This is a genomic window from Halorubrum depositum (genome assembly GCF_007671725.1).
Taxonomy (GTDB): domain Archaea; phylum Halobacteriota; class Halobacteria; order Halobacteriales; family Haloferacaceae; genus Halorubrum; species Halorubrum depositum.
This window is the reverse complement of sequence record NZ_VCNM01000001.1, coordinates 1,206,888-1,219,555: the sequence shown is the minus strand read 5'-3', so window position 1 is coordinate 1,219,555 and position 12,668 is coordinate 1,206,888. Positions and strand designations below refer to the sequence as shown.

The 12,668-nt window shown below is 66.0% G+C and carries 13 protein-coding genes and 1 tRNA gene; 8 read left to right on the top strand and 6 right to left on the bottom strand.

Annotation, left to right across the window (positions count from 1 at the left end; translation table 11 throughout):
• The first annotated feature begins 6 nt into the window (after positions 1–6).
• Genes FGM06_RS06305 through FGM06_RS06295 form a run of 3 tightly spaced genes read left to right on the top strand, consistent with a single transcriptional unit; the run spans position 7 to position 3,079 of the window.
• Positions 7–1,059, top strand: coding sequence for a carbohydrate ABC transporter permease (locus FGM06_RS06305; protein ID WP_186310979.1), 1,053 nt, complete (start codon positions 7–9; stop codon positions 1,057–1,059).
• Positions 1,056–1,934: a carbohydrate ABC transporter permease gene (locus FGM06_RS06300; RefSeq protein ID WP_144798260.1), complete on the top strand. Its 879-nt coding sequence runs from the start codon at positions 1,056–1,058 to the stop codon at positions 1,932–1,934. The genes FGM06_RS06305 and FGM06_RS06300 overlap by 4 nt, the downstream gene beginning before the upstream one ends.
• Entirely contained in the window at positions 1,934–3,079 is a 1,146-nt protein-coding gene (locus FGM06_RS06295) for an ABC transporter ATP-binding protein (protein ID WP_144798259.1), read from the top strand. The genes FGM06_RS06300 and FGM06_RS06295 overlap by 1 nt, the downstream gene beginning before the upstream one ends.
• An 8-nt stretch (positions 3,080–3,087) precedes the next feature.
• Here FGM06_RS06295 and FGM06_RS06290 read toward each other — a convergent pair whose 3' ends face one another.
• From FGM06_RS06290 to FGM06_RS06280, 3 genes are all read right to left on the bottom strand, one after another.
• Positions 3,088–3,747 (bottom strand): DUF4013 domain-containing protein, encoded by a 660-nt coding sequence (locus FGM06_RS06290; RefSeq protein ID WP_144798258.1) that lies wholly within the window; start codon positions 3,745–3,747, stop codon positions 3,088–3,090.
• A gap of 30 nt (positions 3,748–3,777) precedes the next feature.
• Positions 3,778–4,185: an SHOCT domain-containing protein gene (locus tag FGM06_RS06285; RefSeq protein WP_144798257.1), complete on the bottom strand. Its 408-nt coding sequence runs from the start codon at positions 4,183–4,185 to the stop codon at positions 3,778–3,780.
• A gap of 69 nt (positions 4,186–4,254) precedes the next feature.
• Positions 4,255–4,734, bottom strand: coding sequence for a DUF192 domain-containing protein (locus tag FGM06_RS06280; protein ID WP_144798256.1), 480 nt, complete (start codon positions 4,732–4,734; stop codon positions 4,255–4,257).
• A 61-nt stretch (positions 4,735–4,795) separates the two neighbouring features.
• Between FGM06_RS06280 and FGM06_RS06275 the strand changes: the two genes are divergently transcribed.
• The 3 genes from FGM06_RS06275 to FGM06_RS06265 all read left to right on the top strand — a co-directional run bounded on the left by FGM06_RS06275 (position 4,796) and on the right by FGM06_RS06265 (position 7,040).
• Positions 4,796–4,869 (top strand) — tRNA-Val (locus FGM06_RS06275).
• 270 nt (positions 4,870–5,139) lie between these two features.
• Positions 5,140–5,688 (top strand): hypothetical protein, encoded by a 549-nt coding sequence (locus FGM06_RS06270; protein ID WP_144798255.1) that lies wholly within the window; start codon positions 5,140–5,142, stop codon positions 5,686–5,688.
• Between the two features lie 269 nt (positions 5,689–5,957).
• The gene (locus FGM06_RS06265; RefSeq protein ID WP_144798254.1) at positions 5,958–7,040 is read left to right on the top strand and encodes a CNNM domain-containing protein; all 1,083 of its coding nucleotides are present in this window, start codon (positions 5,958–5,960) and stop codon (positions 7,038–7,040) included.
• Between the two features lie 80 nt (positions 7,041–7,120).
• Here FGM06_RS06265 and FGM06_RS06260 read toward each other — a convergent pair whose 3' ends face one another.
• Positions 7,121–7,930: an SDR family NAD(P)-dependent oxidoreductase gene (locus tag FGM06_RS06260; protein WP_144798253.1), complete on the bottom strand. Its 810-nt coding sequence runs from the start codon at positions 7,928–7,930 to the stop codon at positions 7,121–7,123.
• Between the two features lie 6 nt (positions 7,931–7,936).
• Complete coding sequence (locus tag FGM06_RS06255; protein ID WP_144798252.1) at positions 7,937–8,620, bottom strand: haloacid dehalogenase type II; 684 nt, start codon at positions 8,618–8,620, stop codon at positions 7,937–7,939.
• Positions 8,621–9,263: 643 nt separating this feature from the next.
• Here FGM06_RS06255 and FGM06_RS06250 point away from each other — a divergent pair.
• On the top strand, positions 9,264–9,785 hold the full coding sequence (locus tag FGM06_RS06250; protein WP_144798251.1) for an Lrp/AsnC family transcriptional regulator: 522 nt from the start codon (positions 9,264–9,266) through the stop codon (positions 9,783–9,785).
• A gap of 19 nt (positions 9,786–9,804) precedes the next feature.
• Here the strand turns inward: FGM06_RS06250 and FGM06_RS06245 are convergent, their stop codons facing one another.
• Complete coding sequence (locus FGM06_RS06245) at positions 9,805–11,214, bottom strand: aspartate aminotransferase family protein (protein ID WP_144798250.1); 1,410 nt, start codon at positions 11,212–11,214, stop codon at positions 9,805–9,807.
• A gap of 168 nt (positions 11,215–11,382) precedes the next feature.
• On the opposite strand from FGM06_RS06245, the gene FGM06_RS06240 reads away from it, so the two are divergent.
• Positions 11,383–12,657 carry an amino acid ABC transporter substrate-binding protein gene (locus FGM06_RS06240; protein WP_144798249.1) on the top strand — a complete coding sequence of 425 codons (1,275 nt, stop codon included), beginning with the start codon at positions 11,383–11,385 and terminating at the stop codon, positions 12,655–12,657.
• Positions 12,658–12,668: the final 11 nt, after the last annotated feature.

Below are 12,668 nucleotides of genomic sequence, written 5' to 3'. Positions count from 1 at the left end.
CCACCGATGTCCTCACGAATTTTTGCGGCACTGACGCGCGCCACCGGCGGATCTGACTCCGCCGACAGCGACGTGACCACCACGAGCGAGGCCGGCTCCGCTCCCGCCCGAACCGACGGCGGCGCGGCCGTTGACGGGACGGAAGACGCGGGCGCGTCTTCCCCGTCGCTCCGCTCCCGGTTCCGCCGCAATCGGTTCCTCGAATCGCTCCCGTTTTGGGGGCCGCCGGGACTGCTCGTGCTGTTTTTCGTCTACGGTGCGATCGGCTGGAACTTCGTCATCTCGCTGACCGGCTGGGAGGGGCTCGGCTCGCCGGACTACTCGTCGCTGTCGACGGAGATGTACACGCGGCTGCTCACGGACGCGTCGTTCCACGCCGCGTTCCGCAACACGCTGGTGTTGCTGCTCGCGTTCACCGTCCTCTCTCTGATCGTGGGGCTACTCGTCGCGATACTCGTTGACCAGAAGATCCGACTCGAGAACACGTTCCGGACGATCTACCTGCTGCCGATGAGCCTCTCGTTCGTCGTCACGGCCATCTTCTGGTCGTGGATGTACAACCCGCGGATCGGCCTCGTTAACGAGGTCCTCCGTGGGGTCGGACTCGACTCGCTCACGCAGGCGTGGCTCTCCGATCCACAGTTCAAACTGGCGGCGATCATCTTCGCGCTGATGTGGCAGTTCTCCGGCTACTGCATGGTCGTGTACCTCGCCGGTCTGCGAGCGATCCCGGACGCCCAGTACGAGGCGGCGCGTATCGATGGCGCGTCGACGCTCCGGCTCTACTGGCGCGTGATCATCCCGCAGCTGCGGGCCTCGACGATGTCGGCGACGGTCGTCCTCGTCGTGTTCGCGCTGAAGGCGTTCGACTTCCTGTTCGTGCTGTTCGGCGTCAACCCCGGGCAGTCGGCCGACATCCTCTCGGTGATGATGTACCGCGTCGCCTTCGACCGCATCCAGTGGGCGTACGGCTCCGCCGTCGCGATGGTGCTTTTCGCCATGGCGCTCGGCGTGATCGGGCCGTACCTGTTCGTCCAGTACCGGCGGGGTGAGCTATGAGCGCCGACGCGAGCGACGGGCCGTTCGGCCTCGACGCGTCCCGGATCGCGCTGTACGCGGTCCTACTGGCGATGGTCGCCTTTTACCTCGCGCCGCTGGAGTCCGGCTTCATGACGGCGTTCAAGACGCCCGACGGCTTCCGGTCGACGACACCGTTCGCGCTCCCGCCGCTCGGGGAGTTCACCCTCTCGGCGTGGGGAACGGCGTTTAACCGGCTGTCGGCCGGGCTTCTCAACAGCGCCACGATGGCGGTGCCGGCGACGGTGCTGTCGGCGCTGTTCGGGTCGCTCGCAGCGTACGGGCTGACGAACCTCAGCTGGCGCGGACAGGTCGGCGTCCTGATGCTGTTCGTCGCCGGCGTGTTCATCCCGTACCAGGCGGTGCTGGTGCCGCTGACCCAGTTCTGGTCGTTCGTCGACCTCGGCGGGCGGATCCCACTCGGCATCGTCAGCGACAACGAGGGGCTGATCAACCTCGGGATCACGCACGTCGCGTACGGGATCCCGATCTGTACGGTGCTGTTCCGCTCGTACTACGCGACGATCGACGACGAGATGCTGGAGGCGGCGCGGCTGGACGGCGCCTCGGCGGCGACGGTGTACCGCCGTATCATCCTCCCGCTATCGATCCCGATCTTCGCGGTGACGCTCATCTACCAGTTCACGCAGATCTGGAACGACCTCCTGTTCGCCATCGTGCTGGTCAGCGACCCGTCCAACCAAGTGGTGACGGTCGCGTTGAATCAGCTGCAGGGGTCGTTCGTCCAGCAGTTCAACCTCCAGATGGCGGGGGCGTTCGTCGCGGCGTTGCCGACGCTCGTCGTGTACGTCCTCTTCGGAGAGCAGTTCGCGAAAGGCGTCGCAGGTGATACATAATGGCACGACTCGAACTCGATTCGGTGACGAAACGGTTCGGCGAGGGGGACGGCTCCGTCCTCGCCGTAGACGACGTGAACGTGGACATCTCGGACGGAGAGTTCCTCGTCCTCGTCGGCCCTTCGGGCTGTGGCAAGTCCACGACCCTGCGGATGGTCGCCGGGCTCGAATCGATCACGGACGGGGAGATCAGACTCGACGGCGAGCGGATGAACGAGCAGGGTCCCGCCGAGCGGGATATCGCGATGGTGTTCCAGAGCTACGCGCTGTACCCGCATATGACCGTCCGACAGAACATGCGCTTCGGGTTAGAGGAGTCGACCGGTCTCGACGACGACGAGATGGATCGCCGCGTCGAGGAGACGGCGGAGCTGCTCGACATCACCGAGCTGCTCGACCGCAAGCCCGGCGCGCTCTCTGGCGGGCAACAGCAGCGCGTCGCGCTCGGCCGCGCCATCGTGCGCGAGCCGAAGGCGTTCCTGATGGACGAGCCGCTCAGCAACCTCGACGCGAAGCTCCGCTCGCAGATGCGCACGGAGCTCCAACAGCTTCAGGCCGACCTCGACACGACCACCGTCTACGTCACGCACGACCAGACGGAGGCGATGACGATGGGCGACCGGATCGCCATCCTCGACGGGGGTGAACTCCAGCAGGTGGCGACGCCGCTGGAGGCGTATCACCGTCCCGCGAACCAGTTTGTCGCCGGCTTCATCGGCGAGCCGTCGATGAACTTCGTCGGCTGCGCGGTCGAGGGCGACGTGCTCGTCGACGGCGCGTTCCGGTACCCCCTCGCCGACGAGGCGGCCGCCACGGTCGCGGACAGCGAGACCGTGACACTCGGGATTCGCCCCGAGGACGTCGCGGTCGACGTTGGCGCCGACGCGACCGATGCGGGCGACCACGCCTTCGCCGCCGTGGTCGACGTGGTGGAGCCGATGGGCGACGAGAACGTCGTCCACCTCTCGGTCGACGACGGGCCGGAGCTGGTCGCGACGGTCGACGGGCTCCGCCAGATCGACACCGGGGCCGAAGCCGTCATCGCGATCCCCGAGAACGCGATCCACGTGTTCGACGGGAAGTCCGGCGAGGCGGTTCACAGCCGGTCGCTCGAAGACGCCGATCTGAATCGATCGCGGGTCTGAACCGCCTCTTAGACGCCCCGTCGCTCCCACGCCCGGCCGGTCGCCGTCCCGACCGCGGCCGCGGCGACGACCTCGACGTAGAACGCGACGAAGAATCCCGCAGCGACGGCGTTGAGCGTCGCGTACGCCGCGAACGTGACGCCGAGGCCGCCGGCCGCGAGCAGGACCGCGACGAGGTAGCCGGCGTCGCGGGTCGCGACCCCGACGAGCGTCGCGTCGGCGGCCGCGCGCAGCGAGCGCTCCCGGGCGACGGCGACGAGCGCGGCCGGGAGCGGGTAGCAGATAGCCGCCGCCAGCAGCGTCGAGACGGTGGTCCCGACGATGAAGAAGATCCCGTCGGTCGTGCCGGTCGGGTCGATCCCCTCTAACGGCCCTCCGAGGGTCACGGTCAGGAGGACGACCGGGACCGCGAGGTAGCCGATGACGGTCGCACAGAGTCGGAGCCCGTCGCCGAGCAGGGGGCGGATCGGTCGCCAGCCGGGTCGGCCCGGGTCGCGGTGTGGCTCCGTCGTCGCGGTCGCCGCGAGCACCCGCGCGAGGTAGCCGACGACCGCGACGAGCGGCAGCAGGGGGAGCCAGACGGCGAGCAGGTGGAGCCCGCCGCCGACAACGACGGCGTCGAGACGCGGTGATCCGCGGACCGGATACGTCAGGACGCTCGGGATCACGACGGGAGCGGTCGGCTGGTCACGCGTCGGTCACTCCCGGATCCGTTCGACCTCGCGCCGGACCCCCTCGCGGACCCGGTCGGCGACGTCGTCGCCGGCCCGGTCGACGGTCTCGGCGTCCTCGGTCTCCAGCAGGCGGTCGAGCTTCCGCTCGAACTCCCGCTCGTCGATCTCGCCGCGCGCGTAGCGCTCCCGGAGGGCGTCGAGCGCGGGGTCGGCGTCCCGCTCATCGTCGCCGTCACGGTCGGGTAGGGGCCGCGTCAGGGTGTGGAGCACGGGGAGCGCGACGAACAGCCCGAAGAACCAGACCAGCGGGAGGGTCCACCAGAGCCCGGTGACGAACGGGGCGGCGACGCCGCCGCCCACCACGAGGAGCGCGAACACCCGCCGCCAGCGGTGGCGGAGGTTCCACGCGATCCGTGCGGGGAGCCCGGTCATGATCTGGTCGACGACTGCGAGGGGGAAATCGGTTTCGTCGCGCTCGGCCGACGCGTTCGGCGACGTCTCTCACTCGCGGTCGACGACGATCCGATCGCCCGGCTCGACGCCGTGGCGCTCGCTCCACCCGCGCGGCACTTCGAGGACGTACCGCCCCGTGCCGCGGTGTCGGGTGTAGGGGCGCGACTCCGGCTCCGCCTCGTGGATCGTCGTGATCGTCCCGTCCGGGGCGACGAAGACGATGTCGAGCGCAAACGCCATCTCCCGCATCACGTAGGCGCGCTCGGCGGCGTCCTCGTGGACGAACAGCATCCCCTCGCCCTCCTTGAGTTCCCCGGTCGCCGAGAGCCCCACGTACTGTTTCACGAGACCGTCGGCGACGCGGGCCTCGACGGTCGCGAGCGACTCGCCGGTCTCGCCGTCGACGGCTTCCACGGTCGTCGTCTCGTAGCCGGTGATCAGGAGGGCCGGGTTCGCCGCGGCGACGGCGATCGCGACGGCGACGATCAGCGCGAGGCCGGCGGCGACCCCGGCGAGGCGGCGGTTCACGGTCGATCGTCGCGTCGGAGAAAGAAACCGTTTTCCGCTCCGGGCGGGTTGCAACCCGTGAGGGCTCGTGGTCTAGCTGGTTATGACGCGGCCTTTACAAGGCTGAGATCGGCGGTTCGAACCCGCCCGAGCCCACTGTCGCTGTCGCGAGCACCCCGCGAGCGACAGCGTCGTGCGTGTCTGAGGGCGCGGTTCGAAGCAGGGAACGGAGCGAGCGGAGTGAGTGAGGTTCGAACACGCCCGAGCCCACTGTCGCTGTCGCGGGCATCACGCGAGCGGCGTCGTTATGATTGTTTGAGGACAAGAAATTTCTTGCTTTTATAGGTTGCACAGCGGCGGGATCTTTTCATCCGTCTTTTTGAGGAGTCAACCTGATTTAAGTAATTCATCTACGAGACAGATGATATGACGGTTGAAACAGGCACTTTACTGACTTTTTTACAGCTGATTGTACTGTCTTTTACTGCACTGATATACATCGGTCAATCTACAATCAGAAGCAATGATTCAAGCGGAGGCATGTTCTCTGGCGTGTCAACGACCGATCCTGCTCGGATCTTAGCAGTTGGAGCCATTTGCATGGCGTTGTCTGGAATAGCAATCACAATACATTTGATAATCAAATTAGCTGCTCAGTACCTGATTTATTTGCAACTTTGGATAAATTGGGTTCCACTTCTATCACCCTGGGGTACGCCTCCGGTTTTTCTCGCCGCTCTCACGAGCCTCTTGAGCATCCTCTTATTTCGTAGTGATTCAGATCATAGAGCTTGGTGGATATTGATCTTAGTAGTCGTGTTTGCCTGGATGTACGCTGCTGTCAGCACAGCGCTGATTTACCAAGAATGGATTCCCCTGTTTGCGACGGGAGCTTTTGCGCTCGGTATCTCTCTATTCTTCGTCGCTCTGGTTCGTATGAGCTATTTAGTTTTGAAAGAAGTAGAAGCGAGCTAACCTGAAAGACAGCAGTCTTCTGCCACTTAAAAGCGTATTCTGTCGGTTCACTGGTTTTTTATTTACTCTGCCCCAACTTGACCTCTATGTGCTCATCTTACACCTTCTCTGTCTCGAGGTTGTGATGGGTGAGTTACCTGCAGTCGTGCGGTTCGAACCCGCCCGAGCCCACTACCGGCGCCGAAATTCTACTTAAGAGACGTGGCTCTCGCTCCGACCGCGCGGGGATCGTAGCCACCTATATCACGCCGACGCGGCCACCCTTTCGTATGTACGGGTTCGAGGTCGCCCTCCGTCTGACCGCCGGGATGCTGCTTATTCTCGCGAACGGGTTCTTCGTCGCGATCGAGTTCGCCCTGACCCGAGTGCGCCAGTTCCCGGAGTCGGAGTTCGACGCGCCGGGACTCCGGCGGGCGTGGGAGATGACGCAGGATCTCGAGATCTACCTCACCAGCTGTCAGGTGGGGATCTCGGCGACGAGCATCGCGGTCGGGATCGTCGCGGAGCCGGCGCTCGCGTCGCTCGTCGAGCCGCTGTTCGCGAACACGGCGCTCGCGTCGGTCGGCGCCGGCGCGGTAGTCGGGTTCGTGATCATCAACTTGCTCCACCTCACGCACGGCGAGCAGACCCCCACGTACCTCGGCGTCGAGCGCACGAAGTTCGTCGCCCGGTACGGCGCGACGCCGCTCTACTGGTTCGCGAAACTGCTGTACCCGGTCATCGTTCTCGGCGACGCGGTCGCCAAGTGGACGCTCCGGCGCTTCGGCGTCGAGATGACCGGGGCGTGGCTCGAGACGGAGACCGACCGCGTCGAGTCGCGCGCGGACCTGCGCAACCGGCTCGGCTCGCTCCTCTCCCGCAGCGATCTCACCGTCGAGCGCCGCGAGGAGGTTCTCAACGCCCTCACCATCGGCGAGACCACGGTCGACACGGTCATGACGCCCCGCGAGGAGGTCGTCTTCCTCTCGACGACCGCGAGCGTGGCGGAGAACCTCGACCGGATCGGCGGCAGCCCGCACACCCGGTTCCCGCTGATCGGCGACGACCCGGCCGACCCGGACGAGTTCCGCGGGATCGTCTACGTCCCGTCCGTCGTCGACGGGATCGACGCGCTCCGCGGCGGGACGGTCGACTTCGAAGACGTGGCCGCCCCGCCGATGACGCTCGGGCCCGAGGTGCACATCAGCGACGCGGTCGACCGGTTTCAGGACGCTAACCAGGAGCTCGCGCTCGTCGTCGACGACGGGACGATCGTCGGACTGATCACGGCGACAGACGCGCTGGAGGCGGTCGTCGGCGAGATCGAGGACCCGCTCGACGTCGCGCTCGACGGCCGGCCGACGTCGGCGTGAGACTTCGCTCGGCCGGCGACGACGCGCCGACGCGCCGACGCGACGATGCGCCGCCGCGACGCCGCGTTCGACCGATCCCCTCACCGCGCGGTCCAGCCGCCGTCGGCCGCCAGCGTCTCGCCGGTGACGAAGCTCGCGGCGTCGCTGGCGAGAAAGACGACCGGTCCGGCGACCTCCATCGGGTCGGCGAAGCGATCCAGCGGGGTCCGGTCGAGGATCGACTCCCGGAGCCGCTCGCTCTCCCGGAGCGTTTCGGTGAGATCGGTCGCGACGTAGCCCGGCGCGACCGCGTTCACTCGGACCTCGGGCGCCCAGTCGATCGCCGCGCTCTTCGTGAGCCCGACGAGCCCGTGCTTCGAGGCGACGTACGAGTGTTGCCGCGGCAGGCCGACCTCCCCCGCCACGCTGGCGACGTTGACGACGCTTCCGCCCGACTCCTGCAGGTGCGGGCCGGCCGCCCGGAGCGTCCGGAACGCGCCCCGCAGGTTCACGTCGAGCACGTCGTCGACCGCGTCGGCGTCGATCTCCGCGGGGTCGCCGAGCGCGTCGTCGGGGTTGAACCCCGCGTTGTTGACGAGCACGTCCAGCGAGCCGAAGCGCTCGACGGTCTCCGCGACAAGCGCCTCGACGTCGGCGTCGTCCGTCACGTCGGCGGTGACCCCCCGCGCCGTTCCGCCGCGCTCGCGGATCGTCTCGGCGACCGCCTCGACCTCTCCCTCCGTCCGCGCCGCGGGGACGACCGTCGCGCCGGCCGTCGCCAGTCCGAGCGCGATCGCCTCCCCGATCCCGCGCCCGCCGCCCGTGACGACGGCGACCTTCGCCGAGAGGTCCGGGAGCGCGTCTGTCGGTGGGTGGGACCGTTCTCCCGGGTCCGCGTCACGCTCGGACATCGAGATTCAGACCCCCAGCGCGTCCGCCAGTTCGTGGATCGACTCGACCGTGCGGTCCGGGGCGCCGCCGAACGGCTCCCACGGGGTCCCCTTCCGGTCGAGGCGGACCGCCTGCATCCCGGCGTGAGCGGCGCCCATCACGTCGAACCAGCCGGCGGTGACGTGGACGACCTCGTCGATCGGCGTCCCGGTTCGGGCGGCGCCGTGGCGGTACAGCGCCGCGGCCGGCTTGAACGTCTCCACCTCGTCGGCGCTTATCGCGTCCGCGACGAGGTCCTCGATCCCGGCGTGTTCGACCATCGACTCGAGCATCGCCGGGTTCCCGTTCGAGAGCACGTACGGCTCGTAGCCGCCCTCGCGGAGGCGCTCGATCCCCGAGCGGACGTCGTCGAACACCTCTAACTCGTGGTACACCGCGAGGATCTCGTCGCGCTCGGCCGCCGGGAGGTCGACGCCGTGCGCCTCCAGGGCGTACGTCAGCGCGTCTCGATTCATCTCGTAGAACGGCTGGTAGGCGTCGATCGCGTTCGCGACGAACGTGTACGCCAGCGACCGCGACCGCCAGAGCCGCGACACCGGCTCGGGGTCGGCCACGCGGTCGGCGAGCGCGGCCTCCGCTGCCTCCACGTCGACGAGGGTGCTGTACGAGTCGAACGTCACCGTCCGGACGCGGTCGGGGTCGAACGACATTCGCGTCGCCCTTCGGTCGCCCGCGTCATTACACCCGGTGGTCGCAGCGCTCGGCGTCGCCCTCGCGAGCGGATCGGTGAGACCGATCCTCCGCCCTCTCGGTGATCTGAACGCTCGCGTTCAGCAAAACACGGTCCCGCGAAATATTCCCCGTTCGATCGCCGAGTCGTCACCGACGACGAGACTGGTCGTGACGCTCGCACCCGTGATCCGAGGGATGACAGGGTCTTCCACCGCCGATCAGAGGAGCCGGCCGAGGAGGTACGGGAGGAAAGCGACGAGCCCCGCGACCGCTCCCGCGAGGATCTCGTTGCGGCCGGTGTCGCGGTTGGGGTATCCCGCGATCATGTCGCCACCGAGTGAGACTGCAGACGGACACGACCGACTCGCCCGGCGGTGCGGAATCGGCCCTACCGATCGCTCGCTCGTGACGGTCTCCGACCAGGGGTTGGAAACCCCGTCCGATTCAGTATACCGCTCGATGCCGGGACGAACCGACACCGATTTAGCTACGTTCTATACGAACTCGCAATCTTCTGAATTTCTCACGGAGCCAAGTATATTTAGCTATCTACCGACACGGTACGGATATGATTACACCTCGATCGACGGACGATCGGAATCGCTTGGAGGGGCATCACGGATGGGACTAGATGGCCGAGACGTTCGCATTCTCCGCTCGATCGCGGAGAACGACTCCACCAGCCCCGAACGCATACAGGAGGAGACGGACATCCCCAAATCGACCGTCCACTACCGGATCAAGAACATGAAGGACCGGGGAGTGATCAAAAACGACCTGTTCGAGATCGATTTCGAAAAGGCCGGACTCGGTCTCACGGTCATCTCCGAAGTCCTCGCCGAGTTCGGAGAGGGGTATCAGGAGGAGGTCGGAAAGGAGTTGGCCGCCATCGAGGGGGTAAACGAGGTGTACTTTATGATGGGCGATACGGACTTCATCGTTATCTCACGGCTTCCGTCTCGCGACATGATCGAGACGCTCGTCGAGGAGTTCGAGGCCATCGACGGTATCCAACGGACGAGTTCGAAGTTCGTGATCAGTTCGATCAAAGCCGACGAGAGCGTGGGGATGTTACGCGACTACAGCGAGGAGACCATACTGAACTCGCACGGGCTCGACGAGACCGGCGACGACATAGAGTGACCGACGCTGCGGAAGCTCGTCAGTCGCGGTCCGCGAGGACGTCACGGATCGATTCGGTGATGATGTCCAGTCCGATCTCCGCTTGGCGTTGCGTCAACACGAGCGGCGGAAGCAGCCGAAGGACGCTCTTGTGGCGGCCGGCGTACCACACGAGAACGCCCCTGTGGTAACACTCGCGTTGGATCGATTCGACGAGCGACTTCGAGGGGTCACCATCCACTGCAAATTCGACGCCGGTGAACTGGCCTTTTCCGCGGATGTCGACGATTTCGGGGACGTCCTCGGCGAGCTCACGGAATCGCGACCGGATGTAGGCCCCGACCTCGGTCGCGTGATCGAGGAGGTCGTGCGATTCGATGTACTCTATCGCGCGCGTTCCGCCGACGAACGCGGGGACGTTCCCGCGGAAGGTGCCGACGTGACCGCCCGGGCCCCACGTGTCGTACTCCTCGTGATACATCATCGCGCCGATGGGGAGCCCGGAGCCGCCGATCCCCTTCGCCATCGTCATCGCGTCCGGCGTCACGTCCCAGTGGTCGGCCGCGAACCACTCGCCGGTGCGTCCGAACCCGGTCTGGATCTCGTCGAACACGAGTAGCGCGTCGTTGTCGTCCGCGATGTCGCGGAGTCCTTTCAGGAACCCCTCCGGCGGGACGACCACGCCGCCCTCGCCCTGGATCGGCTCGACCCAGATCCCGGCGGGCGACTCGTGGCCCCCGTACGGGCCCTCGAACTTCCGTTGGACCGCGTCCAGCGCACGGGCACAGGTACCCGCCTGACAACAGTTCTCCGCGGGACAGAACGACTCGACGTCACCGGTCGGGCCCGGTTCGCTCGGGTCGGGGAACGGGACGTGGACGGCGTCGGCCAACAGCGGGCCGTACCCCTGCTTGTACGCCTTGCCGGCGGTGAGGCTGAGCGCACCGGCCGTCGTCCCGTGGTACGACCCCTCGAAGGCGAGCGTGCCGTGGCGGCCGGTGTTGTGTTTGGCGAGCTTGATCGACCCCTCGATCGCGTCGCTGCCGCTCGGTCCGCCGAAGATGACCTTACTGTTCCCGCCGAGACCGTCAGGGGCGATGTCGTTGAGCCGTTCGATGAACTCGATCCGCGCCTCGGTGGGGAAGTCCACCGTGTGAGCGACCTTATCGAGCTGCTCGTGGACGCCCTCGAGCACGTACGGGTTGGAGTGACCGACGTTCAACACGCCGATTCCGGCGAAGAAGTCGAGGAAGGTGTTCCCGTCGACGTCCCTGATGGTCGCGCCTTTGGCCTCCTCGATCGCGATCGGTATGCGTCGCGGATAGGCGACGGCGTTGCTATCGATCTCTCGTTGCTGTTCGATCAACTGCCCTGTTCGTGGTCCGGGAACCGTCTCCACATCCGGCTCCATCGAGAAGTGGATCTCGTCGATCGACGGGCTTGGTACCATGCCACATGAATTCGGTGATGGGAATAAATAATTAATGGCTGTTCAGGTTCAACCACGAGAGACCATCCAAATACTACCTATCCGGTTTAATTTGGACCCTGTTCAACGCAATCAAATATCTCGAACCCAACACTTATTACAGGAAGTTTGAGTATAGCTTGTGTAGCTATGACACGCAAACACAAGGATCGGCGGACGTTTCTGAAAAGCGTCGGCGGTACGGCGACCGCAGTCGGCCTCGCAGGCTGTGCCGGGCTTGGAGGCGGTTCAGGCCGTGACTACTTCAAACTCGGCGCGGTGACCTCGCTCTCAGGGGATCTCCGGTTCGGTGGCGAAGTCACTCAGCGCGGATACGACCTCTGGGCGGACACGATAAACGAGGAACAAGGCGGCATCGAGATCGGTGGAGAGACGTACGAGGTGCAGATAGAGTACGCCGACGCGCAGTCGAACCCTTCGACGGGGGCGGACGCGGCGTCTGAGATGATCAACGACGGCGCCGACGCGATCCTCGGCCCGTACTCGAGCAACGTCACTCTCGCCGTCTGTCCGATCATGGACCAGAACTCGATGCCCCACATCACCGGGAGCGCCGAGTCACCACAGATCTGGCAGGAGGGGTACGAGTACAGCTTCGGGACGATCCCGACGGTGAGCATCATCGGGAACGAAGCGGCCTCCGCACTGCTCAACCTCGAGCCGCAGCCCGACTCCGTCTACATCACGGCCGTCAACGAACCCTTCTCGGTCGCGACCGGCGATTCGATGCAGGCCGCCGCCGAGGAGGCCGGAATCACGGTCGAGAACTACGAGCAGTTCCCGCGCGACACCGACTACACCAACGTCGTGAGCGCGGCCCAGAACGCCGACCCGGACCTCCACCTCCACGGGGGACACATCGGGAGCCACGTCAACCTCGTCAACGCGGCCGAACAGCTCGGCTACAACCCCGACGGGTTCCTGATGCATTACGGCGTCAACACCGGCTCGTACAAGGACGGCGCGGGCGCCCAGGCGCCGTACACCTTCGGCGCGACCGTCTGGATCCCGGGCGTCGACCGGGAAGGGGGCGTCCTCTTCGACTCCCCGCAGGCGTACGCGGACGCCTCCCAGTCCGCGTACGACACCGCACCGGACTACACGCAGGCCGGATCGACGGCCGCAGGGATCGTCTTCCAAGAGGCGTTCAAGGAGCTCGGCGCGGCGCCGCCGCTCTCCCAGGACGACAAGGACGAGCTGATCGGGATCCTCGAGGAGATCGAGGTGAACACCTTCTACGGTGACGTCGCCTTCGAGACGGGAGGCGAATACCACCACAACAACATCAACACTCAGCCCCTCCTCATCCAGCTCGGCGAGGACGGCTCGCCGACGATCGTCGGCCCCGAGGAATCCGCGACCGGCGAGGCCAACTATCCCGTCCCCGCGTGGGACGAGCGGTAACCACCGAGTAA

Coding starts and splice junctions, on each gene's coding strand:
- FGM06_RS06270 (WP_144798255.1), top strand. CDS start 5,140: ATGACGGTTGAAACAGGCACTTTACTGACTTTTTTACAGCTGATTGTA.
- FGM06_RS06295 (WP_144798259.1), top strand. CDS start 1,934: ATGGCACGACTCGAACTCGATTCGGTGACGAAACGGTTCGGCGAGGGG.
- FGM06_RS06260 (WP_144798253.1), bottom strand. CDS start 7,930: ATGTCCGAGCGTGACGCGGACCCGGGAGAACGGTCCCACCCACCGACA.
- FGM06_RS06245 (WP_144798250.1), bottom strand. CDS start 11,214: ATGGTACCAAGCCCGTCGATCGACGAGATCCACTTCTCGATGGAGCCG.
- FGM06_RS06240 (WP_144798249.1), top strand. CDS start 11,383: ATGACACGCAAACACAAGGATCGGCGGACGTTTCTGAAAAGCGTCGGC.
- FGM06_RS06285 (WP_144798257.1), bottom strand. CDS start 4,185: ATGACCGGGCTCCCCGCACGGATCGCGTGGAACCTCCGCCACCGCTGG.
- FGM06_RS06305 (WP_186310979.1), top strand. CDS start 7: ATGTCCTCACGAATTTTTGCGGCACTGACGCGCGCCACCGGCGGATCT.
- FGM06_RS06250 (WP_144798251.1), top strand. CDS start 9,264: ATGGGACTAGATGGCCGAGACGTTCGCATTCTCCGCTCGATCGCGGAG.
- FGM06_RS06255 (WP_144798252.1), bottom strand. CDS start 8,620: ATGTCGTTCGACCCCGACCGCGTCCGGACGGTGACGTTCGACTCGTAC.
- FGM06_RS06300 (WP_144798260.1), top strand. CDS start 1,056: ATGAGCGCCGACGCGAGCGACGGGCCGTTCGGCCTCGACGCGTCCCGG.
- FGM06_RS06265 (WP_144798254.1), top strand. CDS start 5,958: ATGTACGGGTTCGAGGTCGCCCTCCGTCTGACCGCCGGGATGCTGCTT.